16 protein-coding genes and 1 pseudogene are annotated in these 25,691 nt (G+C 39.6%); 3 read left to right on the forward strand and 14 right to left on the reverse strand.

All coding sequences use genetic code 11. From position 1 onward, the window contains the following. On the reverse strand, positions 1–3,794 hold a 3,794-nt coding region (locus tag P7J36_RS09175; protein WP_408551945.1), incomplete at its 3' end, for a mucin-binding protein. A gap of 307 nt (positions 3,795–4,101) precedes the next feature. Here P7J36_RS09175 and P7J36_RS09180 point away from each other — a divergent pair. Next, positions 4,102–4,569 (forward strand): annotated as a pseudogene (locus tag P7J36_RS09180) (IS982 family transposase); the annotation flags it as partial. 91 nt (positions 4,570–4,660) lie between these two features. On the opposite strand, the gene P7J36_RS09185 reads toward P7J36_RS09180, so the two are convergent. The 9 genes from P7J36_RS09185 to uvrC all read right to left on the reverse strand — a co-directional run bounded on the left by P7J36_RS09185 (position 4,661) and on the right by uvrC (position 19,767). Continuing rightward, a complete protein-coding gene (locus P7J36_RS09185) occupies positions 4,661–11,824 on the reverse strand; it encodes a MucBP domain-containing protein (RefSeq protein ID WP_408562446.1) in 7,164 nt (2,387 codons plus the stop codon). A 395-nt stretch (positions 11,825–12,219) separates the two neighbouring features. Next, positions 12,220–12,453: a hypothetical protein gene (locus P7J36_RS09190; protein ID WP_408551943.1), complete on the reverse strand. Its 234-nt coding sequence runs from the start codon at positions 12,451–12,453 to the stop codon at positions 12,220–12,222. Then, positions 12,443–12,724: a FliH/SctL family protein gene (locus P7J36_RS09195; RefSeq protein WP_398582602.1), complete on the reverse strand. Its 282-nt coding sequence runs from the start codon at positions 12,722–12,724 to the stop codon at positions 12,443–12,445. Before P7J36_RS09195 ends, P7J36_RS09190 begins: the two co-directional genes overlap by 11 nt. Further along, positions 12,714–13,622, reverse strand: a complete 909-nt coding sequence (locus P7J36_RS09200) for an Rpn family recombination-promoting nuclease/putative transposase (protein WP_408551942.1) — start codon at positions 13,620–13,622, stop codon at positions 12,714–12,716. The genes P7J36_RS09195 and P7J36_RS09200 overlap by 11 nt, the downstream gene beginning before the upstream one ends. Positions 13,623–13,775: 153 nt before the next feature. Further along, positions 13,776–13,940: a hypothetical protein gene (locus tag P7J36_RS09205; RefSeq protein ID WP_024409594.1), complete on the reverse strand. Its 165-nt coding sequence runs from the start codon at positions 13,938–13,940 to the stop codon at positions 13,776–13,778. A gap of 779 nt (positions 13,941–14,719) precedes the next feature. Continuing rightward, on the reverse strand, positions 14,720–16,033 hold the full coding sequence (gene obgE / locus P7J36_RS09210; protein WP_408551941.1) for a GTPase ObgE: 1,314 nt from the start codon (positions 16,031–16,033) through the stop codon (positions 14,720–14,722). A 203-nt stretch (positions 16,034–16,236) separates the two neighbouring features. Further along, positions 16,237–16,365, reverse strand: a complete 129-nt coding sequence (locus P7J36_RS09215) for a DUF4044 domain-containing protein (RefSeq protein ID WP_024409592.1) — start codon at positions 16,363–16,365, stop codon at positions 16,237–16,239. Positions 16,366–16,470: 105 nt separating this feature from the next. Continuing rightward, positions 16,471–17,979 (reverse strand): AbiH family protein, encoded by a 1,509-nt coding sequence (locus P7J36_RS09220; protein ID WP_408551940.1) that lies wholly within the window; start codon positions 17,977–17,979, stop codon positions 16,471–16,473. A gap of 18 nt (positions 17,980–17,997) precedes the next feature. Further along, a complete protein-coding gene (gene uvrC, locus P7J36_RS09225) occupies positions 17,998–19,767 on the reverse strand; it encodes an excinuclease ABC subunit UvrC (RefSeq protein ID WP_408551939.1) in 1,770 nt (589 codons plus the stop codon). Between the two features lie 454 nt (positions 19,768–20,221). On the opposite strand from uvrC, the gene P7J36_RS09230 reads away from it, so the two are divergent. Together P7J36_RS09230 and P7J36_RS09235 are read left to right on the forward strand one after the other, a co-directional pair. Then, the gene (locus tag P7J36_RS09230) at positions 20,222–20,965 is read left to right on the forward strand and encodes an ABC transporter ATP-binding protein (protein WP_029186612.1); all 744 of its coding nucleotides are present in this window, start codon (positions 20,222–20,224) and stop codon (positions 20,963–20,965) included. After that, positions 20,962–22,572 (forward strand): permease, encoded by a 1,611-nt coding sequence (locus P7J36_RS09235; protein ID WP_408551938.1) that lies wholly within the window; start codon positions 20,962–20,964, stop codon positions 22,570–22,572. Before P7J36_RS09230 ends, P7J36_RS09235 begins: the two co-directional genes overlap by 4 nt. 22 nt (positions 22,573–22,594) lie before the next feature. Here the strand turns inward: P7J36_RS09235 and P7J36_RS09240 are convergent, their stop codons facing one another. The 4 genes from P7J36_RS09240 to P7J36_RS09255 all read right to left on the reverse strand — a co-directional run bounded on the left by P7J36_RS09240 (position 22,595) and on the right by P7J36_RS09255 (position 25,609). Then, positions 22,595–23,038, reverse strand: a complete 444-nt coding sequence (locus tag P7J36_RS09240) for a VOC family protein (RefSeq protein ID WP_002935466.1) — start codon at positions 23,036–23,038, stop codon at positions 22,595–22,597. 88 nt (positions 23,039–23,126) lie between these two features. Continuing rightward, positions 23,127–23,882 carry an LD-carboxypeptidase LdcB/DacB gene (ldcB, locus tag P7J36_RS09245; RefSeq protein ID WP_408551937.1) on the reverse strand — a complete coding sequence of 252 codons (756 nt, stop codon included), beginning with the start codon at positions 23,880–23,882 and terminating at the stop codon, positions 23,127–23,129. Between the two features lie 454 nt (positions 23,883–24,336). Next, positions 24,337–24,588 (reverse strand): phage holin, encoded by a 252-nt coding sequence (locus P7J36_RS09250; protein WP_024384420.1) that lies wholly within the window; start codon positions 24,586–24,588, stop codon positions 24,337–24,339. Positions 24,589–24,844: 256 nt separating this feature from the next. Next, on the reverse strand, positions 24,845–25,609 hold the full coding sequence (locus tag P7J36_RS09255; protein WP_408551936.1) for a CPBP family intramembrane glutamic endopeptidase: 765 nt from the start codon (positions 25,607–25,609) through the stop codon (positions 24,845–24,847). Positions 25,610–25,691 lie beyond the last annotated feature (82 nt).

Here is a 25,691-nt window from a genome sequence, read left to right on the forward strand (position 1 = left end):
TTGTCTTTGTTCACTACGGTGTAGCCAAGGTTTTCAAATTCCTTAATCTTAGCAGCTGGATCAAAGCCAAACTCATCCCCTGTTTTACCATTTAGAGTCTCAGTGAACTTAACAGTGTTATCTGTTGTATCGACAAATTTAACTGTGCCGACTTGTGGTGCTTTTACATACGGAATTTCCGTATCAACTGTTGGATCTGCTGGGACTGGTGGTGCTTTGTAACCCTTAGTTGGATCTGCTGGATCAACTGGAGTTAACGGTGTTGTTCTATCTGGTCCTACTGGGACATAGCCTGGAATATATGGAATTGTTGGAACATCCGTACCTGGTCGTGTTGGATCAGTTGGATCATTAGGGTAAACCGTTGGTGGAACTTCCACTGTACCTGTTGGTGGTTGTGGAATCCATGAACCAAGTTTCACATAAGTAACGACTTCTGTGATGTTTCCTGTCGTTTCTGTCGCAGCGACATTGGCAACAGTTGAATCAAGTGCTACCTTAGTACCGTTGTTGGTTGCTTCTTTTGCGATGTAACCCCCAACTGTTGGCAATGGATGTCCTTCCAGAGTCGCATCGCCGTCTTTAGCTGTCCATGCTTGCCATGTGACTTCACCTGTAACGTGGTTGATTTCACCTGAACGCTCAAATGTAACGGAGTTGCTTGAGCCTGGAGCTGCTTCGCCACCTTCTGCTTTCACATAAGTAACGGTACGGCTGATCGTACGGGTCACATCATCAACACCCTTATCTGTTGGCCATTTTGGTCCATCTGGATTGTTTGGATCAATTGGCTCACCTGGTTTACCTGGTTTATCTGGGGTAATTGGGGATACTTTTGGTGTCAATTCGAAGACGAAGTCTTGGGAATTGCCGTCGATGTTATCGAAGGTACCTGTTGAGCTGTAGTTGTCTTTGTTCACTACGGTGTAGCCAAGGTTTTCAAATTCCTTAATCTTAGCAGCTGGATCAAAGCCAAACTCATCACCTGTTTTACCACTAAGGTTTTCTGTAAATTTAACTGTGTTGTCTGTTGTGTCAACAAATTTAACTGTGCCGACTTGTTGTTTAACATAAACAAGTGTTAATTCTTGAACAGTATCTACTTTTATTGCACCTTCGTATGAAGTGATTTTTTCGGTGAATCTTTCTTCTGGATCTGTCGCTTTTTTAATATTAGTGTCTATTGCTTTAAATAAATAAACAGTTCCATCTGCTGCAGTAATTTCAGATTTTTCCGCTGATTTTACATTAAAAGTAGTACCTGAAGTTTTATGATCAATGACTACATTTGCATCAGCAATTTCTTCTCCATTTTCATTAATATAGAAAACTTTTACTCCACCTTTTTCAGCATAGTAATAAGTTACATCTCCTGTCGATGGTGAGAATTCATTAAACATAAACATTCTTTTCCCACCAAAACTTGTCTTGTCACTTCCGGTATGTACATTGCCGTCAAAATCAATATATTGGCCACTTTCATTCACAAGTATGTATTCGTATGGCAAAAACATAGCTTTCGGATATCCATTTTGTTCAAATAAAGTGTTGGTGATTTCGTGACTTACAGGACCATATTTACCATCACCATAAGGAGCACCATACTTATTTCTAATCCATAAACGATTTGATGTATATGTCCATACCTCTTTGCCAGTTAATAAATCCGGACCTGTATTTCCTGCCCTTGGAGCTACATCATCTGAAACAAACATCAAAAGAAATGGCGCATTTAATGCTTTTATTTGAGTCAGTTTTTCTTCATTTGAAAGTGATGTATCATTAATTATTGCTATTGTTTCTTCTAATTTCAGATCTTCAGCAGTTACATCTGTTTTTTTATAGTATTCTTTTACATCTTCATGATCTACATTAAGAGCAAAGTTTAAGAATTTAGAAGTTCCGTCTTCTTTTGAAAACGTTTGTACCATCACGACGTTATGACTTGCTGCCCAACTTCCTGATATAACATAAGAACCTTTAACATAGGTTGGTCCAACAACTCCTGTATTGCTTTGTGGAGTCTTAACTAACTCATAGTTCTCAAAATCTGCTGCACCAGCTATCGTGTATGTATCCCCTGAATTTGCATCAGATAAAGTGTAAGTGGCTAATAATTTTTCTTCTTTGAGTGCTGTCTTTTCTAAGACATATTTTGTAGTTACATCTAAACCACTAGTTGGAATTGGTGAAGAAAAACTATTTTGTACACTTCCTTGTATTGTAGTTGATTCTGAAGAATAAATAATCGTAGATAAGGCCGACCCACCTATACCTGCATAAACATCTAAATTTCTAAGCGTTGAAGTTTGACCATCTTTAGAAAAATTAAATTCACTGTTCGTTATTTTATATTGAAAACTTTTATTTTCTTTTATTGGTGATGACGCAGCAAGTGTTTTTATGTTATTAAATTGTTTACTTTCACCAGGTGAAATTGTTAGTGTTTCTACTACGTTGTGATTTGCAGATCTATCAACCAATTCCGCTAAGACACTACCATCATTTAAGGTACTATTGGTAGAAAATCTCATGTACCAATTTTTATCAAAGCGATAATTAAATGAACCTTCGCTTTTTATGCTAGTATCTGTAGGATCTTGATTTCCTGATAAATCTACAACAAAAAATGTTTTATAGTCAGCAACCTCAGTTAATTTGTATTCACTATTGATATCTTCATCAGTTGGAGTAATTGTCGCCTCTTGTTCAGCCACTTCTTTATTTAAAACTGCTGCATTTTCAGTCCAGTTACCTGTACTCTGGGTTACTGTTGCCGATGCTGTCGTAGTTGTCAAAGCCACTTGAATTACATCAGTTCCCAAGAACTTACGCAATTCCAAAGCCAGAGCTTCAACATTTGAACGAACTGCATCGATTTGTGCATTCACAGCTTCAAGTGTTGCTGTTGAGTTATTCAAAACAGCTGTTGCTTCTGTTGCAGTTAATTTTGTTGCTGCCGCAGCTGATTTCAATGCCTCGTTATCGCTATCAGCCGCAGCAACTAGACGCTCAGCTTCATTTGCCAAGACTTCAGCTTCTGAAGTTACTTGTTCAAGAACAACTTTCGCTTCTTCAACTGTTGCTGGAGTTTTAACAGTTTCCGCTACTGATTCAGTAGTAGCAGCTTTCGTTTCTGTAGATGTAGTTGTTTCGCTTGAAGCTGTTTCTGTAGCTTTTGACTCAGTAGTTGCGGTTGTAGTTGTTGCTTCAGCTTTCTTAACAACTTTTACAGTCACCACGTTCGCAGCACCTTCTGTTACTTCTTGAGTCACAGTCGCTGTTTGACCTGATACCAATTCGTAACCATCAGGTAGTTCTGTAGCTACAGTAACGCTAGTTTTTGCAGTAGCTTCATTAGTACTTACAGTTGCTAATTTCACATCCGCTTTTACTACAGTACCATCTTCCAACACATATTGAACGATGTAGTTAATCGCTGCAGAACGCTCTGTATTTGTAGCAGTTGCAACTGTTTCAGTAGTTGAAGCTTCTGTAGATGAAGATGTAGTTGCTGCTGATTCTGAAGCTGAAACAGCTGTTTCTGTTGATGACGCTACACTTGCCTCTTCAACGACAGCTTCAGAGCTTGCTGACGAATCTGTCGTCAATGCAACAGTCGTTGTTGTTTCTGATGAAGCAACAGCTTCCTCGGCTTTAGCTACTTGTGCCCCAGCACCAAGAACCAAGGACATACCAAGCAAGACACTGGCAGCACCAAAATGATACTTACGAATCGAGAAATGTTGTCTCGTTCCGTACCAATCAAAGGACTTTTTCTTTGCTTTGCGCATATTTACCTCCGAAAAGAAATTTAGAGCTAGAAAAATAACTTCTCAACTAATTGTGAAGTCAAAATGGATAATCTTAAAATATAAAATAAATAGTGTGGTCGTAACAAATTTCATTAATAATCTTTGGGGAGGATTAGTACTCATTGTTCCGTAACTTTTATAAAGAAAATATTTTGATTCCAATTATTATATAAAGTATTAAACTAGTTCTTTTATGATATTTGATATATCAATTTTATCTTACCATACCCCCCCCCCCATTTTTCAAGTAAAAGATTTATTTTCAATACATTTTGTAAAACCCACTTTTAAAGGATTAGCCGATGTTGGTTACAACGCCTCTAAACATCTTGGGTTCTATGGTTTCAAGGTTCATATGCTGGTGACCTTATCTGGTTATATTTTGAACTATGTTGTCACGCCAGCCTCTGTTCATGACATCAAGGTGGTTTATGAATTATTAGAAGGGTGTAAGCAATCGGTTATCCTAGGTGATTTAGGCTACCTGAGCAGTGAACTCAAGAAGGACTTAGAGCAAGAAGGGTACCATCTATGGACGCCATTTCGACAAAACATGGCAGGAGCTGAAGAGCATAACGATTGAAAAGTAATGGCCATGAGACGAACTATAGAAACACGTTATTCTGAATTATGTCGCCTCTTTGACATCGAACATACATTAGCTAGAGGGCTAGCCGGACTACAGTTACGAATGGAACAAATTATTCTAGCTCATAACTTACGCTATTTTGAAATGAACTTGCACCACGGATAATGATATATAAGTTCTTGCACAAAAAAAAGGAAAGGCGAACCTTTCCTTTTAATTATTTTACCTTGATAGGAGGTTAGGAAAAATAATGTAATTAGTCTTCGTTGCGACGACGTTTGCCTGCAAGAGCAAGAGCTGCTACAAGCATTGCTGCACCCAACACACTTGCTGCTGATGAAGCTTCACCTGTATTTGGCAATTGAGCCACACCAGTCTTAGTAGTAGTTGTTGGAGCTACAGGAGCTTGTGGTTTTGGTGCAACAGGTTTGCTTACCTTACGGTAAACATGATATGTATTACCGTCACCATCAGTGTATGTCTTACCTGTGAACTCATATCCTGGGATTGACTTGTTAGGTGTTGTACCTTCTTCTTGCGGTGCAATCGGATTACCTTCTTCATCAACGTGGTTAGTTACAACTTTCTTAGTTGGTGTTTTCTTGTAGATGTGGGTTGTGTTACCATCTTCGTCAGTAATCGTCTTACCTGTGAACTCGTATCCTGGGATTGACTTATTAGGTGTTGTACCCTCTTCTTGCGGTGCAATTGGGTTACCATCTTCGTCAACGTGGTTTGTCACAACCTTCTTAGCTGGAGTCACTTTACGGTAAACGTAAGTTACTTCAGTTGTCTTACCACCTACAACAGTACCAGTTTCTGAACCATCAACACGAACAAGCTCATAAGTTGTACCATCTTCTGTAGTGATAGTGTTTGGCTTGTTATCAGTTGTATCGTATGATTTACCAGCAGGTGCATCAGTTTCATCCTTAACTGGACTCTTGATAACTGTACCGTCTTCTGTTACGTAGTTAACCACAACATTACCATTTTGAACGTAAGGGATTAGTGTGTCTTCACCTGGATTTTCTGGTGTTGGTGGCACATAACCCTTACCTGGATCATTTGGATCTACTGGTTTCAATGGTGTGTTGTCCTTAGGATCTACTGGTGTGTAGCCCGGAACGTTTGGAATCACTGTACCTGGAGTTGGTGTTACTGGTACGTCTGGAGTGTTTGGATCAAATGGATATGGAATTACTGGGCGTTCGTTTTCTGGAACACCTGGAATTTCTGGAATCCAGTTCGCAACTTTCTTATACACATAAGTGATTTCTGTTGTCTTACCACCTTCAACTTTACCAGTTTCTGAACCAATTGTCTTAGATGGGATCAATACATAACGTGAACCGTCTTCTGTAACAATCTCTGTTGGTTTGTTATCAGTTGTATCGTATGATTTACCAGCAGGTGCATCAGTTTCATCCTTAACTGGACTCTTGATAACTGTACCGTCTTCTGTCACGTAGTTAACCACAACATTACCATTTTGAACGTAAGGGATTAGTGTGTCTTCTCCTGGATTTTCTGGTGTTGGTGGCACATAACCCTTACCTGGATCGTTTGGATCTACTGGTTTCAATGGTGTGTTGTCCTTAGGATCTACTGGTGTGTAGCCTGGAACGTTAGGAATCACTGTACCTGGAGTTGGTGTTACTGGTACGTCTGGAGTGTTTGGATCAAATGGATATGGAATTACTGGACGTTCGTTTTCTGGAACACCTGGAATTTCTGGAATCCAGTTCGCAACTTTCTTATACACATAAGTGATTTCTGTTGTCTTACCACCTTCAACTTTACCAGTTTCTGAACCAATTGTCTTAGATGGGATCAATACATAACGTGAACCGTCTTCTGTAACAATCTCTGTTGGTTTGTTATCAGTTGTATCGTATGATTTACCAGCAGGTGCATCAGTTTCATCCTTAACTGGACTCTTGATAACTGTACCGTCTTCTGTCACGTAGTTAACCACAACATTACCAGCTTGTTCATAAACATACTTAACAGTTGTTGTACCCTCAACGACATTACCTGTTTCCACTGCTGAGTCAGCTTTCACTTCTTTGTAGTAGTAAACTGTACCATCAGTTGCAGTAATCTTAGCTGGCTTGTGATCAAGAGTTGTGTAAGCCGTACCTGTTGATGAAGCAGGAGTGTCCTCAACATCAGCGGCAATTTTCTCACCAGCTGTGTTGTAGTACTCAACTACAACGTTACCTTTCACTTCTTCGTAAACGTAAGTGACTTGCTTATCTTCGCCAGAAGTTACTGTACCGTTCTCTTCGCCTTTAGTTGCTTTTGGAACGAGTTTGTAGGTCTTACCATCTTCTGTTGTGATGGTAGTTGGTTTGTTGTCTTCTGTTGAGTAAGTCTTACCTGGTTCAGCGTTCTCTTCGTCTTTGACTGGAGATTTGATAACTTTACCATCAGTTGTTACATAATTCACTGTAACAGATCCGCCTGGTTCGTAAACATAAGTAACTTCTGTAGTACCTTCTACAACTTTACCAGTTTCAGTAGCTGACTTAGCGTCTACTTCTTTGTAGTAGTAAACATCACCTGATTCAGTAGTAATCTTAGTTGGTTTGTTGTCTTTTGTGTCGTAAGCTGTTCCAGTTGAAGTTGTCTTCGTATCAACCACTTGTGGAGCAATCACTTCACCTGCAGTATTCACGTAGTTAACAACAACATCACCTTTCACTTCTTCGTAAACGTATGTGATTTCTGTTGTGCCAACAACAACCTTACCATCTTCTTTACCTTTTGTCAGAGTTGGAACGATACGGTATGTCTTACCTTCATCTGTTGTGATTTCTTTTGGTTTTAGGTCTGTTGTATCGTATGGTGTGCCTGTTGAGCTTTCTGGTGTATCAGTTACAGTGCTTGCGGTTTTCTTACCTTCGTCTGTCGTACCTGAGATTGGGTTACCTTCAGTATCAACGTAGTGAACGATAACATCACCTTTTACCTCTTCGTAGACGTAAGTAATTTCTTTTGTTTTACCTGCTTCTACTGTACCTGTTTCTGAATCAACACCTGTGGCAGTACCGTTACCTACAGCAGTCAAGTTACCTTCATCTGAAACTGTACCAACTGGGTAATCACCTGCTTTTTCTTTTGCGACAAGACGATATGTCTTACCATCTGCTGCGGTGATTTCTTCTGGTTTGTGGTCTGTAGTAGCATAAGCAGAATCTGGTTTGCCATCAGTCACATCTGCTACAGGAGCTTGGATGACGTTACCTTCTGTATCCACATAATTAACATTGACGTTACCTGCTTTTTCGTAGACGTATTGAACAGTTGTTGTTCCTTCTACGACATCACCTTTTTCTGGTGCAGATGTATCTTTAACCTCTTTATAGTAGTAGACTGTTTCTGAACCATCTTTTTCAACAACTGTAATGGTTGCTGGTTTGTGGTCGTAGGTTTCATATGGTGTGTCTACTGATGTTGTTGGTGTATCAACTTCTGTTTTAGCGATGGTATTTCCTTCTGTATCGTAGTACTCAACAACAACGTCACCTTTCACTTCTTCGTAGACATAAGTGATTTCTTTTGTTTTACCTGCTTCTACTGTACCAGTCGTAGCATCGATACCTGTTGCTTTACCGTTACCAACTGCTGTCAAATTATTCTCTGCTCCAACAGTACCAACTTTGTAATCACCTGCTGGAACTAGGCGGTAAAGTTTGCCATCTACTGAGATGCTAGCCAATTTGTTATCAAGAACAGTGTCGTAGGCAGAACCTGGCTTACCATCAGTCACATCTGCAACTGGAGCTTTGAGAACGTTACCTTCTGTATCGACATAGTTAACGTTAACGCTACCTGCTTTTTCGTAGATGTAAGTTACTTCAGTTGTGCCTTCGACAACTTTACCAGTTTCTTTATCACCAGCTTTAACTTCATCTTTTGGTAAGATGTAGTAAACCTCACCTGTTTGGTCATTTGTGATTTTCTCTGGTTTGTTATCTCTAGTATCGTAGTCTGTACCTGTATCTGTGATTGTTTGGTCTGTCACATCATCTGCAATGGTGTTACCTTCTGTGTCCACATAGTGAACAATAACATCACCTTGTACTAGTTCATAAACATAAGTAATCTCTGTTGTACCAACAACAACCTTACCAGTTTCATTACCTTGTGTCGCAGCTGGAACAAGTTTGTAAATCTTACCATCATCTGTTGTGATAGTTTTTGGTTTCAAATCTTTTGTATCGTATGGTGTACCTGTTGAGCTTTCTGGTGTATCAGTTACAGTGCTTGCGGTTTTCTTACCTTCGTCTGTTGTACCTGAGATTGGGTTACCGTCTTGGTCAACATAATGAACAATAACCTTACCAGTTACTTCCTTATAGACAAAGGTAATTTCTTTGGTAATACCAGAGGCGACTGAGCCAGTTGCTTCGTGGACACCTGTTACCTCAGTCACATTGCTTACTGACAAATGATGATCCGCTTCAACAGTACCGACAGTATATTCAGCAGCCGGAGCCAATTCATATGTCTTACCATCAGCAGTGACAATCTTAGCTGGTCTGTTATCAACGATTGTGTCATATCCTGTACCCGCTTTGGCATTGACAAGATCAGCAACTTTTTCAGTAACTACCTTGCCAGTACCGTCTGTACCAGATAGTTTATTACCATCCACATCAACGTAGTTAACATTGACGTTACCAGCTTTTTCGTAGACATAAGTCAACTCTTTAAGCGTATCTTGCGCAACTGTACCAACTTCTTCGGTAATTTTTTCAATCTTACGTTTTTCAGTGTCTGTGTTGCTCGAAGCTGGGTTAAGACCTGTTGTATCGATTTCTTTGTAGTAGTAAACCGTACCATCTGCTGTTGTGATTGTCGCATCTTTTACAGACTTGGTATCATATGCTGTGTTGGTGTTAGCATGATCATAGATTGACTTAGAATCTTGTAAAACATTACCTTCTGTGTCAACATAATAGACCTTAACGCCACCTTTTTCAGCGTAGTAGTAGGCTTTATCATTCTGGTTAGCAGGGTTAGTGTTTGGCATTGACAAAATATGTCCCATGATAGCCACGGCTTTACCTGACGAATCTTTTACCAGATTTCCGTCTTTATCAAATACAGTTGAGATTGCTGACTTACTTGGATACCATGATGATTTATCTGCAGTAGAGCCTGATGTAACACCTAATTGTGCTCCTAAATCATCCGTTGTAACATTATTTGCACTGAATTTGTATTTAGAAGAAGTATAACTCCATTTCTCAAGACCAGTAACTGCATCACCTTCCGTGTTAAAAGCTAATGGCGCAAGTTCTTTAGATACAAAACTCATCAAGAACTTGTCATCAGAAGTATTTAAAGCAGCAGATGCTGTCGCTCTCAATGCCTCAATCTGTGCAGTTTTCTCAGTGTCAGACAAAGTAGTACTTGCATTAATTTTGGCTACATCTGATTCAAATTTTGCCACAATCGAAGCACGTTCTTGTAATCTAAAGACTTCCTCTCCAATTGCAGAAAAGTCAGCTTCGGACATCGCTTTATATGTCTCATAATTTTTTAAGAAATCTGCGTGATCCGGATTAATTACGAATTGGAACCAACGACCTGTCCCGTCTGTTTCTGTAACATAGAAAGTCTTAGACTGAAGGGAAGTGCTATACCAACGAATTTGTGAGGTTCCTGGGATATATGAAACTGATAAAGTACCAGAAGTCTCAGAAGGTGACTTAATTAATTCATAATCGTCAAAATCGGCAGCTCCTGGAATAGTGAACTTCTGACCTTGGATATCAGCTACGCGGGTATAAGTTGCAAGCAACTCCTCATCACGTAAATCTGTCGCTGCCACATAGTAATACGTATTTTGTCGTGGCATGTAAACAGGAGCTGGTCCAGAATAATCATTATATGACGCTGTCATACCAGTCAACTGGTTAAAGACAATATCCTGCAACGCATTGCCACCCACTCCAGATAAAAGCTGAATACTACGAACCGACGTAGATTCACCAGATGCTGATTTTAAGACGGTTTGAGTCAAACTTGCTCTAAAGTTATACTTAACTTTGTTACTCCAAGTGTTTGTATTGGCTTTTGCAATATCATTCAACGCTGTTAGTGGAACGCTAGTGGTTCCTACTGGAAGATAAATTTCTGCCATTGGATTTCCGCTTAAGTCTAATGCTATTGCATTAGTCGCTTTATCAAAGACATTGATATACACACCATCACCATCAGCAGAGTTTTCATTTACAGATAAAACGATATAATATTGTGTTCCCAAGCGGTTGTTAAATGAACCTTCACTTGTTAATGGCTGATATTGCGCATCGATTTGAGAAGACAAGGAAAGAATCGCAAATGTGACACGACCATCAGTTGGATCTCCTACATAACCGTCAGGGAAGTCTTGGTTACCAGGTGTAACTGTTGCTGTAGAAACAGCTTTTTCTTTATTAAGAACTTCTTCATTCTCAGTCCAGTATCCTGGTCGTTGGCTACCATCTTCCATAGGGGTTACAGTTGCCAAAGCAGTCGTAGCTGCTAAAGAAACTGCAATCGAATTTGTCCCCAAGTACTTACGTAATTCCAAAACAAGTGCATCTACACTTGTACGAACAGCTGAGATTTGTGCGTTTACTTCTTCAAGTGTTGCAAACGCATTTTGGAAAGTTACAGTCGCTTTTGTGGCAACCAATTTAGTTGCGGCAGCTGCTGTTTTCAACGCTTCATTTGTGCTATCTGCAGCAACCAAACGATTAGTTTCATTTGCCAATACTTCCGCTTCTGAAGTTACTTGCTCAAGAACTTTTTTTGCTTCTTCTACGGTTGTAGGTGTCGTAGGTGTAGTTGATGTAGCTGCTCTAGTTGTTGAACTAGCAGTTGCTACAGTTGTTGATGTTGTAGTTGGTGAGCTAACAGTTGCTGTAGCTTCTACTTTTTTGACAACTTTTACAGTTACAATATTTTCTCCATTCTCTGTCACTTCTTGAGAAACTGTAGCTGACTGACCTGATGCTAATTCATACCCTTCTGGTACTACTGCTGTGACAGACACCGTTGCTTTTGCAATTGTGTCTGTGGTAGTAACTGAAACTGTTTCTACTGAAGGGTTCCCAAGTATTCCATCTTCAGTAGCGTACATAACAATATAGTCGATTTCAACTGTACGTTCAGAACTTGATGAAGTCGCTGCTTTTGTTGAAGTTTCTGATGTCTTTGATTCTGTAGCACTTGTGGATGGAGCTACGGACGTAGACTCTGGGGTTGTAACTGTCTCTGCTGCTTGAACAACCTGTGTCCCAGCACCAAGTGCAATCGACATCCCAAGTAAGACACTAGCCGCACCAAAGTGGTATTTACGAATTGAGAAGTGCTGTTTCAATCCGTACCAGTCAAAAGACTTTCTTCTAGAATGATGCATTATTATCCTCCTGTATTCTATGCAATGCTAAAAATAAGTTTAGTAACTAAAAATGCTTTCAGATTACATCTCCATCATTTTACTACTAGTTAACTATTTTTAGCTTCAATAAATATTATAACCTACCCCCCCCCCGTTTTGCAAGTAAAATCAATCATTTTTCACGTCGTACGCGAAAACTAAAATTATGCTAAATTCCCAAATTAAGTTCTAGCCTAACCCAAAAACTGGAAATTAGACTGAGACAAAGAAATAAGGTAGAACTTAATATGGGACAGTTGGTGATGACAAATTTGAGATAATTAGAAAAGATAGCCTTTACGACAGCCCCCGTAGCCTGACGAAATGAACTTTCTCGCTTGTTTACATCCTAGGTAAATCTTGATAGTATGCAATTAAATCAGGAAAAGAAATTTAAAATAAAAACCCTGTGTAGCACAGAGTTCTCCTTCTATCATTCTCTTATCCACCTTTGTGTTGGCTCCGTTAGCTTCGACATCTATTATTCCGTGGGAGTGGGCGGAGCCATCATGGATGTCTTTCCCACTCCCACTCTGTTCTACTAGGAGATCTGTTGAAATAACGAAGCGAGATTTCATGCCATCAGAAAAAAACAGCTTAGTTGCCATGTTCATGACCTTCTTCTGTGACAATATCTTTCCGCAACACCCTCACTTGTTCAATAGGCATTTTCAGAACTAGGGAAATATTCTCATCAGACATGCCAACTTGAAAAAGAGAAATCAAAACTTCTTGCGTTTTTTGTTCTGCACCTTTCTCAATTCCTTTCTCATAACCATCCTCAACACCCTCCTCATAGCCTTCTTCAAAGCGTTCCTGCATGGTTTCGTAATAACTAGCGGCGCGGTGCATGTGGAGTATTTCAAGATTATATGCCATGTTCATGACCTTCTTCTGTGACTGTATCCTTCCGCAACACCCTCACTTGCTCAATAGGGATTTTCAGAACTAGGGAAATATTCTCATCAGACATGCCAACTTGAAAAAGAGAAGTCAAAACTTCTTGCGTTTTTTGCTCTGCACCTTTCTCTATACCTTTCTCATAACGTTCCTGCATAGTTTCGTAATAACTAGCGGCATTTCGGTTCCATGTATCAATCATTGTTCTTTCCTCCTGTGTCCAATTATTCACATCCAAAAGATACTCTGCCTTTTGGATTGCACTGGTTTGTTTGAAGCTAAATTCTTTGTTAGAGAAGAATTCCATCCAAAGCTGTTGTTTCCTATCCATTTCTCCTAATTTTAGTTTCTTCAGTTCTACAATGACCATCTCGAAGGGCTTTCTCGCTTGTTCTTGTTTACCAAATGGAAACTCCAAGACCTGACCTGTTTCTGAATCCGTAATAATAAATGAATGGACTGGTCTTTCATCTTTAAAGTAGTTGGTTGCAACTACGGCGATACCATAGACAGGTTGGATTTTATCGTACATCTTATGGGTTTTGGCAACTTTTTGTCGAACATTGGGCAGGTTTGCGACCAGGTGTTGGCAAATATAGGTCCACAATCTTTTCAAAAAGCCTCTTTGGTAGGCGACTTGGATTTCAATCACTACTTGGGTATCATCTTCCAATGAGGCAAGAACATCAACGGTCGTAGTAAAATAGCCATCTTGTTCTTTCTTTAAATCAGCAAGAGTTCCGTTCATAATTTTGACCATTTTAGGTCTGAAACCAAGAAAGGTTTCAATGAAATCAATGGTCACCTCTGGATCGCTAAAAACTTTTTTAGCTGCAATGTCCATCATTGGATTGATGCGATGTCTTTTTTTGCTCATATTTTTCTCCATATTCTATTGATTGAGATATAACCTCGTATTATATATTCGAAAAATAGAGCATTCCCCTAATTATATTATAGCACATTCACTAACATTTTCAAAATTCAATACCAAAAACCTGCTAGTTATTTGAAAACTAACAGGTCAAGTTTACTCATTTTCCTTCTCTCTTGCTAAACGCTCCCTCTCTAATCGCAATTTCCGATTGGGATTGAGTGTATTGAAGAGTTCTTCTAATTTCTCAGCATTCCATACATCGGCTGCTGAGACAAAATTTCCATCCTTATCCTTGAAGGATATTGGTTTATCACCCATATAAACCTCCAACTATTTTATAGATTGTTTACAAACGATCATGAACTGAATGAAATTAGTAAGGTTGGTAGGTAGTCCGCCATAGCGACTACCGTACTACATCAAGTCCTTTAGGACTTAGATGTGATTCCAAAGTTACGACACGGAACGCAAATGGTCGATACTACCATTTGGGTGAAGTTAGTAAGGTAGCTAGCCAAGGTCCCCTAGGACTTGGCGTAGTTTGACTAGAGGCTGGGCAAAAAGCCTAGCACCACTCTTCAGAGTTCGTGTCAACATCTCAGCGCAGTGGTTGATTGGCAGATTTGTTCGTGTTTTACACTCCAAATCTGATCTAATCAACTGTGCGGGGGTGGGAAGACGAACTCTTTTTTAACTAGTCGAGTTCTTTCCCACTCCCAGTCAAACTGCTTACCTCGCTTTCGAATTTTCGGGCTCGGGTTAAAACTGTCCCTCGGACATGGTCACATTCTTATTTCTAGGTGACCAGCTGAAACAGTTCCCCAAACTGTTTCACTCCACTGGACAAGTTACGACATGGAGTACAGGCAGTCGATACTACTGCCTGTACGGAATTAGTAAGGTTGATAGGTAGTCCGCCATAGCGGCTACCGTACTACATCAAGTCCTTTAGGACTTAGATGTGATTCCAAAGTTACGACACGGAACGCAAATGGTCGATACTACCATTTGGGTGAAGTTAGTAAGGTAGCTAGCCAAGGTCCCCTAGGACTTGGCGTAGTTTGACTAGCAAGTTAACTTGCAGTCAAACTGCTACGTTAATCCACAAACTCAAATTCGAACTTGCCGATGCGAACTGTGTCGCCGTCTTTGGCTCCACGGGCACGGAGGGCTTCATCGACACCCATGCCACGCAACTGGCGAGCAAATTTCATGACAGATTCGTCACGATCAAAGTTAGTCATGGTGAAGAGTTTTTCTAGTTTGTCACCAGATAGAACCCAGCTTGCATCGTCTGCACGACTGATGTCAAATTCTGGCTCATCTGGGTTAAAGCCATAGTAAGCCTCTTCTTCTTGGAAATCTGATTCGTCGTAGAGCAAGAATTCTGGCGTTTTCTCTAGCAGCTCAGCTGTGGCTTCCAAAAGATTTTCCAAACCTTGGTGAGCAATCCCTGAGATTGGGAAAATCTGTGGTAGTTCGTCAAACTCGTCGTAGTTGGCTGCCAATTTCTTCTTGAACTCTTCCAGATGTTCCTCTGCCTCTGGCATGTCCATTTTATTGGCAACGATAATCTGAGGACGTTCCATGAGGCGAAGATTGTAGGTTTCCAATTCATTGTTGATGGCTACGTAATCTTCATAAGGATCACGGCCTTCACTTGCTGACATGTCCAAAACATGCAAGATAACACGTGTCCGCTCGATGTGACGAAGGAATTGCGTTCCCAATCCAACACCCTGACTAGCACCCTCAATCAAACCTGGTAAGTCTGCCACAGCAAATGACTCGCCAGATTTGGTCCGAACCATTCCCAAATTTGGCACAATGGTTGTAAAATGGTAGGCACCAATTTTAGGTTTAGCTGCTGTAATAACACTGAGAAGCGTTGACTTACCAACTGATGGGAAACCTACAAGACCTACATCAGCCAACACTTTCAATTCTAATTCAAGATTGCGCTCCTCACCTGGTTCTCCATTTTCAGAAATCTCAGGCGCTGGATTCTTAGGTGTCGCAAAACGAATATTTCCACGACCACCACGACCACCGTGGGCAATGACAAACTCTTGACCATTTTCAACCAAGTCAGTGATGACCTTGCCAGTATCCGCATCACGAACAGTTGTTCCCTGTGGTACTCGAACAATCAGGTCTTCCGCACCACGACCATGCATGCCCTTGGTCATCCCTTTTTCACCATCGTCAGCTTTAAAACGACGGTTGTAACGGAAGTCCATGAGAGTACGCAAGCCTTCATCTACAACAAAAACAACGTCTCCGCCACGGCCACCATCACCGCCCCAAGGACCGCCATTAGGTACATACTTTTCACGGCGGAAGGCGACCATCCCGTCGCCACCTTTCCCTGCCTTGACCTTAATCTTGGCAGTATCTAAAAACATACTCATAATTTACCCTATTCTTTCCTAGAAAAAAACGCTTAAAAGCGTTTTAGACCTGTATTCACAAGCGAAGTGCTCATATATAAGAAATCGTTTTTAGCCAATCAAGGTAGTTTTTCAAAATACTGACTGTATTTTCTAAAAAAACTAACGATGAGTGCTTAAAAACTAGCCTTAGTATAGAAGTGCTGAACAGTGAATACAGATTCTTAATTCATCAATGCATTAATGGCTGGTAAAATCAAGCCAGCTAATGTCACGACAACCATCACGACAACAACTACTAAAGTTACTTTTTCAAATGTTGTTTTCTTGTGTTTTTCTTCGCCGAACGCCATTGCCTTCTCCTTAATCAGTCATTGATAATTCATTTTACCATAAATTAGTAGAGCTTTCAAATCTCATCCTTTTGAAGAATCCGACACTTCTAAATAGATGATATCTCAGTATAATTCCTTTTTCATGCGATTTACATCATCGTACTTGATAAATTTAATTTTATTCTTACCAGTTAACTCAATCAATTTGTTCTTGCCTAAAATAATTGCTAAATTTTTTACTATAGATAACTTAGCAGATTCATTGTAATAACAAAAAAGAAATTGATACTGATATCCCCCTTTTTCCGCAAGGTTAAAACACTTTCGAAAAATTTCTTTATCTAACGGATCAACAGAATGTCCAAAAATAATGATATTTTTGGGATACATCTTGCCAACACTGTAAATCCCATGCTTCATATCATTGTACTTCGTAGGTTTAAAAAAGAGCTCGAAGTCATTACCTGTTTCCTTAACCGTACGTTGATAGAATTTCTGAAATGGGATTAAGTCGCTATTGATACTTTCGACTTCATCATCTTTATCCTCAATCCCAAACACCATTGTATTTAGACTATCTTTCTGTCTATTTTGCTCAATTTTCCCATGTATATAATGTGTATTTATATCAGGGATGTTAAGAAGTTGCCATGCTGTATCGGTATAATTAAAATTGATAACCTTTGATTCTTTTATACTTTGAACTGCATCTAAGACAGTCTTACTTTTTGAAATTTTTTCACTTTCAAAATCAACTTTAGAAATATAACATAAATACAATTCTAATAAATCTGTTAAGATTTTCAGATCCTTGATCAATTTTTCATTTAAGTCATTAATCAGCTGAACGTCAGATAAATCTGGTGAATTCTCAAACTCTCTTTCTAAATTTTCAAGAATAAATTTAAAAGCTTCATAATTTGATTTATGGCGGAAATTTTCAATACTGTAGCTCAGGTTACTGATATCAATGTAAGACAAGTTTTTTTCTATTTTAATCAAAGCATAATAATCCTGCAAATTTTCCTTTATATCAGATAATTCTTCAACTAAGTCAGCGATTACCAATTCTATACTCGACCAGTTTCTTCCTAATTTACTTTTATTGCTACGTATGAAATCAATATATAAATTATATTTTGATGCTCTATTTAGTACACAAAATGATAGCCCCTCTGAAAAGCATTTTTCTACCTCTTCAATTTTTATCGGTATTTGCTTAGTAGCTATTCTTCCTTGTACCTCATTAATTAAATCCTCTCCAAACTCTCCCATCCAACTATGCAATTTTGGATTCAAAAACTCCAGAAACACAGTCTGAAAATCGTCGTTCTCTTTATAGAGTGCTTCTATTATTAAATTCTGGAATAATATGATAATTTCTTCTACAGACAGATTTCGAAAATACTCTAGTAATTCTACATTCTCAGCCAGTACAAAACTAAAACAATCATTAAATTGCGCCTTAACTCTATTCACAGATTCATAAATATCGCTATCTGAAACATTAGCACCACCTAACTTATTTATGATGTAAAAATAATCAATGAATCTCAAAAAATCTTCATAACTCGTTTTTCTTTTCATAGCTAAATCGAAACCATTACCAAGAATTAAGATAGTATCAGCCATACTGAATCCTTTCTATTTTTACTTCAACTTTTCCTTGACCAACTCCGCCACCTTATACGGCACACCAGCTTCTGCGATTTCTTGTAGACTTGCCGACTGGATATTGCCAATAGACTTGAAATGCTTCATCAGAGCCTGCTTGCGTTTTGGTCCCAAACCTTCTATGCCGTCCAATTTGGATGAGAAGGAATTTTTTGACCGGACCTGACGGTGAAACTCAATAGCAAAGCGATGCACCTCATCTTGAATCCGCTGCAGGAGGAAAAATTCCTGAGAATTACGGGGCAATTCCACCACTTCTAGCGGATTGCCAAAGAGCAACTCGTGGGTCTGGTGCTTGTCATTCTTCTGTAAACCTGCAATGGGAATGGACATCCCCAACTCCTGCTCGATGACCTGCTTGGCAACATTGACCTGCCCCTGACCACCGTCAATGATAATCAAATCAGGCGGTGTCAAACCGTCCCGCAGCACCCGACTGTACCGCCGCTGCAAAACTTCTCGCATGGAAGCATAGTCATCCGGTCCCTCCACCGTCTTAATCTTGTACTTGCGGTATTCCTTTTTATTAGGCACCCCATTTTCAAAGACCACCATGGCCGACACAGGACTGGTCCCCATGATGTTGGAGTTGTCGAAAGCCTCAATCCGCACAGGCGTCGGAATCCCCAAAAGCTGACCGATATTCTCCACCGCACCGTAGGTCTTCTCCAGATTTTTCTCCAAAAGGTTAAACTTCTGCTCCAGACTAACACGAGCATTCTTGGTTGCCAGATTGATGAGTTGCTTCTTCTCGCCACGCTGGGGCTTAAGCACCTTGGTATCTACCAGAGCTTCTACGGCTTCTTGGTCAATATCCTGCGGTATCAAGACCTCTGAGGGTATCAAATGTTGCTGGTCCCTGTAAAACTGACCGATGTAGGTCAAAAAGTCTTCGTCCGCATCATTATAGTATGGAAATAGGTTGACATTCCGCTCAATCAGTTTCCCCTGCCGAACAAAGAAAACCTGCACACACATCCAACCCTTGTCCACATAGTAGCCAAAGACATCTCGATTTTGCAAGTCATGAGCCATCACACGTTGCTTGGTCCGCAGGGTGGAAATGGATTGCAGGACATCCCGATATTCTGCAGCCTTTTCAAACTCCAGATTGCCAGCTGCTACCTTCATCTTGTCCTGGATTTCCTTGACTATCTTATCATCATGACCTGTCAAAAACTGGGCCACTTCCTTGGCCATCTTGTCATAGTCAGACAGGCTGGGCAGGTTTTCTCCATGGGCCAGACATTGCCCCAAATGATAATAAAGACAATACTTGTTCTCAGGCAATTTACATTTGCGGAAAGGATACAGACGCTCCAATAGCTTGAGGGTCTGGTTGGCCGCCCCCACATCTGGATAGGGACCAAAATACTGACCGCCATCCTTCTTAATCTGCCGTGTAATCATCAACCGTGGATGACGTTCCTTGGTAATCTTGATAAAGGGATAGGACTTGTCATCCTTGAGCATGATGTTATAGCGAGGCTTGTTTTCCTGAATCAGATTGATTTCCAGCAAGAGCGCCTCGATATTGGAATCCGTCACGATAAATTCAAAGTCGGCAATTTCAGATACTAAGGCCTCTGTCTTGGTATCATGGGCACCACGAAAATAAGACCGTACCCGATTTCGCAGGTTTTTAGCCTTGCCTACATAGATAATTTTACCGTACTTGTTTTTATGGAGGTAGCAACCCGGACTGTCCGGCAGCAACTCCAACTTATGCTTGATCAAATCGTTCATAGGTCTATTATAGCAAATTTTCTGATAATCGATCTTATTCCACTCCATTGTATATAGTCTTTTAGTTTACTTTTAGTACTCGCTTCAAAGGTTTGGGGAACCTTTGAAGGCTGGAAATAGCGCGAACCAAGTTCGCTTCAAAAGCCGCAGGCATAACTGAAGTTAGGCAAGGCGAGTTCAAATACTCCTGTGAAGTGTTTGAAGTTGGAAATAAGGAAACGGAGTTTCCTCTTACGTCGAAGTAATAAAAGAAAAACTAAATGACGATACTCGACTTCTTGGAATATATCCGCATCTATACTACAAAAATATTGATAGAAACTATTGCTTTTGTACTAATTCAGCAGTATAATAAATGTAATTAATTGTATATATTATTCGAAGAACATTGGAATAAGGCTCGGAGTACCTAGCAAGCTCCTACTTTTAGTTCACGAATAACAAGGAGGTTACTATGATACAATTTGACCATATCACAAAAACATACGGCGAAACAATCGCACTTGATGATCTAAATTTGACAATTGAAAGCGGCGAGATTTTCGGTTTAATCGGTCACAATGGGGCAGGAAAAACAACGACAATCAGTCTATTGACTTCGATAATCGAAGCCAGTTACGGAACTATCTCTGTTGATGGTTTAAACCTAGAGGAGAACCGTGATGAAGTCAAGAAACGGATAGCCTATGTTCCAGATTCGCCAGACATCTTCCTACACTTAACAGCTTTTGAATACTGGCACTTTATGGGCAAGGTCTATGGTGTAGAAAAGGATGCAGTTGATGACCGTATCGCTAAACTATCTAGTCTATTTGATATGACCGCGCGCCAGCATGAGCCTATTGATAGTTTTTCACACGGTATGCGTCAGAAAACCATTATTATTGGTGCATTGATCCCTAACCCTGATATTTGGATTTTGGATGAACCCCTAACTGGACTGGATCCTCAGGCCTCTTTCGACCTAAAACAAATGATGAAAGAACATGCTCAGTCTGGTCACACCGTTCTCTTTTCTACACACGTCCTTTCAGTAGCTGAACAACTCTGTGACCGCATTGCTATTCTTCGAAAAGGGCAACTCATTTTCGTAGGAAGTCTAGATGAACTCAAATCACAGTATCCAGATAAAGATTTGGAGACCATCTATTTGGAATTAGCTGGACGCCAACAAGTGAAGGCAGGTGAGGAAGAATGAGTAAATCCATCATTTGGGAACTAGTAAAGATTAATATTCTTTATTCCAATCCTCAACTTCTAGCTTCCGTCAAGAAGAAACAAAACAAGCGCAAAGACGCCTCCTTTTCAGCCTATAAAAGTGTCCTCTTGCAACAAGTATTTATGGTTTTGAGTTTCGGACTTCTCTATTCTGTCTTTTTCATGGGAGTAGATTATAGTCAGTCCATCGGTTTCTTTTCTCTGCAACTAGCACTCTTTACCATTATTGCCATTGTCTACGGTTTTACAGGTTTCTTCTCCGTTTTCTACGATAGTAAGGATACAAAGTTGTATTTAGCACTTCCCCTGAAGCCACAAGAAGTCTTCCTCGCTAAAATCCTCTCTGCACAAGGGATGGTCTTACCCTTCCTCATGCCGTGTCTGTCTTTACTTCTAATCACTTACTGGCAAATTGGCGGTCCGCTCCTCGCCTTAGCTTCCATCCCTTCCTTTTTGATTCTCTGGATTTTAGTTAATTTAGTCAATCTGATTATCATGCACTTTGTTGGGGAAGTTCTGACAAAAAGCCCTCGTAAAACATTGATTTCTACAATCCTGATGACAGGTTCTTCCTTGCTGGCTTTTGCTGCACTCATGTTCCTGCAATCTCAGCAGACCGTTTCACTCGAATCTGGTGGCTTTGTTGATTTTCCTATCATACCTATATTTGCTGGATTCCATTACTTGGTCAGCCATACTATCTCACTAGAAACACTCCTTCATTTTGGGCTTCCTCTCATTTTGATGATTGGACTTATTGTGTTTGCGTTTAAAACTGTCATTCCCAACTACTTTAATCAAGTTTTGGCGATTGAAAATGCTTCGACAAAACGGACCAATAATGCTAAATCTGCCAAGATTCCTAGCAATCTCAATCAGGCTTTAGTGAAACACCACCTATCTACTCTTAAAGATAGCAACCTCATGGTCCAAACCATGATACAACCAATCATTATGGGAGTGGCACTTTTCCCAAGTTTTAGCCGTTTCACGGAGAATGGTGGTCTAAGTTCAGTTGAATGGGATTTCTTTGGTATTGCTCTATTAGCTGGATTCTTGCTTGGCAGTCTATTTGCTGGTTCTACAACCTTCATCGGAGTCGCCATGTCATTGGAGAAGGAAAATTATCATTTCATTCGAACGCTTCCTATAAGTTTCAAAAAATTTATCATCCAAAAATTCTGGGTATTGGCTGCCGTGCAATTTGCACTACCGACTCTACTTTACTTTGCTTTGGCGCTAGGTTTCATGAAAGTCAAATTCATTCTAGCATTCTTCTTTACAGTCGGCATCATTATCTCAGCCCTGCTAACTGGTCAGATTTATTACTGGCGTGACCAACGACTCCTCATGCTCAACTGGCAAAATAGTAACCAGTTATTTGGTCGCGGAGCGGGGCAATGGTTGATTGCTGGATCAATCATAGGAACAATGTTTCTCGGAGCCATTATTCTAGTTGTCAGCATCATATTAGCTGGCACTATTGGTGCAGCCTATGTAAGCTCAGCCTTGATGACCTTACTGCTCATCCTATCAGCTACTCTTCAACTATATATCTACAAAGCTTATTGGCAAAAACTAAAATAGATTGGACAATGTCCAATCTATTTTAGTTTTCTGCGTAATATTCCTGACCGTAGCCTTCTACTTCAGCATTGATTTGCCAAGAGATACCAAACTTGTCTGTTACATTGCCATAAGCAGGAGACCAAGGAACTGCTTGAAGTTCCATATTGATAGCAGTTGCATCTACGGATAACTTGCTGTATAGTTCCTGCGCTGTTTCAGCATCATCTGTGATAAGCGCAACTGTAATATTGTCACCTACTGTATAAGGCATTTCTGGGTTGTTGTCTGACAGCATAAACCGTTGACCATTCAAACGAAACTGTGCATTCATCACGTAATTTTCTAGTTCAGCAGGGCAGTCTGGTAAGAAATCTTTAAATAGATTTACTTGCTCAACTGTTGCCCCAAGAGCATTTTTATAAAACTCGATGGCTTCCAAACCATTACCATTAGTAACCAAGTATACTTCCATTGCTTTAAGCATGATGGACCTCCAAAATTATGATGGTTTATTATATCACGAGTTAGTTATACGGACAAATTTTTCGACTTATTTCTGACTAAATGTAAAATTAATAATCTCCACCTGGTACACCAAAATATTCTTCCAAGGTCAAGCCTGAATTGTAAATATCTGTCGCTTCTTGACCAATATATCGTACATGCCAGGGTTCTGGCATGTAGCCTGTGCTAGACTCTTTTCCTGGAAGATAGCGGACAATAAAGCCATATAGATGTGCATTCGTAGCCAACCACTGAGAAGCATTGGGTTCTTCTAATAAATTACCACTTGTATCCAATAAATCAAAGGCTAATCCTGTCTGATGTTCACTATATCCAGCTCTTGCAGAATACCTATCTGCCGCTGCTTGTCCTTCCTGATTTACATAGGACTGGTAGAGACTTGCCTGAGTTTCATAGGAACGAAATCCACTGTAGTTATTGGAGATACCAAATCCTAGCGCCTGCATATCTGCTATTAAACGTTGAAAAGCTGCTAAGGCTTCAGGATTTTCGCCCGGTGCATAATCAGCTGCAAGCGGATGCTTTTTATTAGCGATAATCACTTCACCATATTTTCCTTGTACACTATAATAGGAACCGTTAAAATTTACCTGAGTCTCTGTACTTGTTACTTCTTGATTCGTTTCCGCCGATGTAGAGCTACTTGTTGACTGCTCCGAAGTTGTTGAAGTAGACTGACTTGAAGTAGTCGAAATAACTGTTGACGAATTCTTTGTAGTATTGGTCTGATCCGGCTTTTGATGACATGCTGCTAGTAACAGTATAGTCGGCAAGCATAATAGAATAGTACGTTTCATTATCATCACTCCGTTCTCTTATAATTATGTCTATTGTAGCACAATCATAAAACTCCGTCTAATGACGGCTTATGATTTTAACTACTATTGATATTTTTAGTGTTCATTGAATTTCTCTCGATTCTTTTCCTTCAAATAGTGGCATTCCTGATAACATACGTGTCATAAATAGAAACACCAGCCTTTCGACTGGTGGACATATATGATGTTAAATACCTGTATTCACAAGTAAAGTAATTTACATACAAAATAGTTTTTTAGGAAATACTGACTGTATTTTGAAAAATCAGTATTAGCTAGAGATACTGATACTCAATGAAAATCAAAATCAGACTAGGCGACGCAGATGCAGATAGAACTGAAGTTCATCAAATCAAGTCAACAACGTCTGATTTTGATTTTCGAAGAGTATGAACTGTAAGTACAGCTGAGATACCTCAGCAATAGTCCCTACCAAACATTATTGTTGATTTTTAGATGACATACCGTTTTTTAGGATGTCTTCTACCTTCACATCCGGTTTATTATTTAGCACTCCTAAAAATACAAGAATACTAAGGATGATACAAATCGTCTGCTCGATTTGGTTTAAGGTACGACTACATTCAATATTAAAATAACAAAATAGGACATTATCAACGAGCATCAATACCAACGAAATGAGTCCAATCCAAAACATATGTTTTTTTAAACGATTCTTTATTTGTTTCATATCTATACTCCTTTTTGATGTATAAAAATACATTTTAACATAAATAAACCGTTAATTCAAAAAAATATGGGATAAAAAATATGATAAAGCAATCGAAAGAGACCATGTAGCAAAACTAATTCAAATGACTAAATATCCGCACAATAAAACGGGTGATGATACCGAGTTGATAGAAACTACATATCATCATCCGTTTGTCAGCTGTAGGGAGAAAGAAATTTTTTTCGATTAGCTTGATGTCCGTTCTTCTCATTATTTACCCTGCAATAAACAATGAGAAGAAACTTGTACCAACCATATCCGCAAGAGCATGCCCTAAGAAATAGGGCAATAAATTACCATTTTTCCTTGTGTACATGTAGTAATAGAAAAGACCGAAGGCTACACCAATAACAAGAGCAGATACCATCCCTTGATAGGTATGGAAAGATATACGGACAATTGTTGAAAAGAGTAAGACCAGCGAACGCTTTTTCTTATCTGTACTCAACAATAAGCCTAAGAAAAAGAACTCTTCATAGAAGCCGTTAAACAAGGAATAGACAACTGTACTGTAATCAACCGCTAGGAAACGGTTGAGCACTGTCATGATATTCCAGTCATAGTAAGGCAAGTATCCGAGGAAATTATACCCACCAGACAGACCTGGAATATAGGAAAAGGCTGTAAATGCCAAATCGCTAATCAGACCAGCACCGATGAAAATCAGTGGTCCCCAGAGCAAAACTGTCCACTCTAATTTTACTTTTAGCTGCTTGAAATCATAATTCCGAATCAATAAATACACTAGGGCAAACAGGAATAATTTTCCTTGATTGGCTAGAGCCCACCAATTATCGGCTGGACTAAACGATAGAACCCCTGTTTCAACGGTTTCTGTTGCGGAAAATGATGCTATCCATTGCATGGTTGAGGTATAAATAGCATTACCACATAAAATCGTTGTGATAATAATCAAATCTATCCAAGTGAGTTCTTTTAGGGGCTTGATTGGACGAATGCGTCTCAGTAATCTTTTCACCTTTTCCTCCTCGTAAAATAAGTTTATGGGGATTTTTCAATCCCAAATTTTTAATGAGTGTAATAATGTTAACTTGACTATT

Source organism: Streptococcus suis, assembly GCF_046032115.1.
Lineage (GTDB): Bacteria > Bacillota > Bacilli > Lactobacillales > Streptococcaceae > Streptococcus > Streptococcus suis_AJ.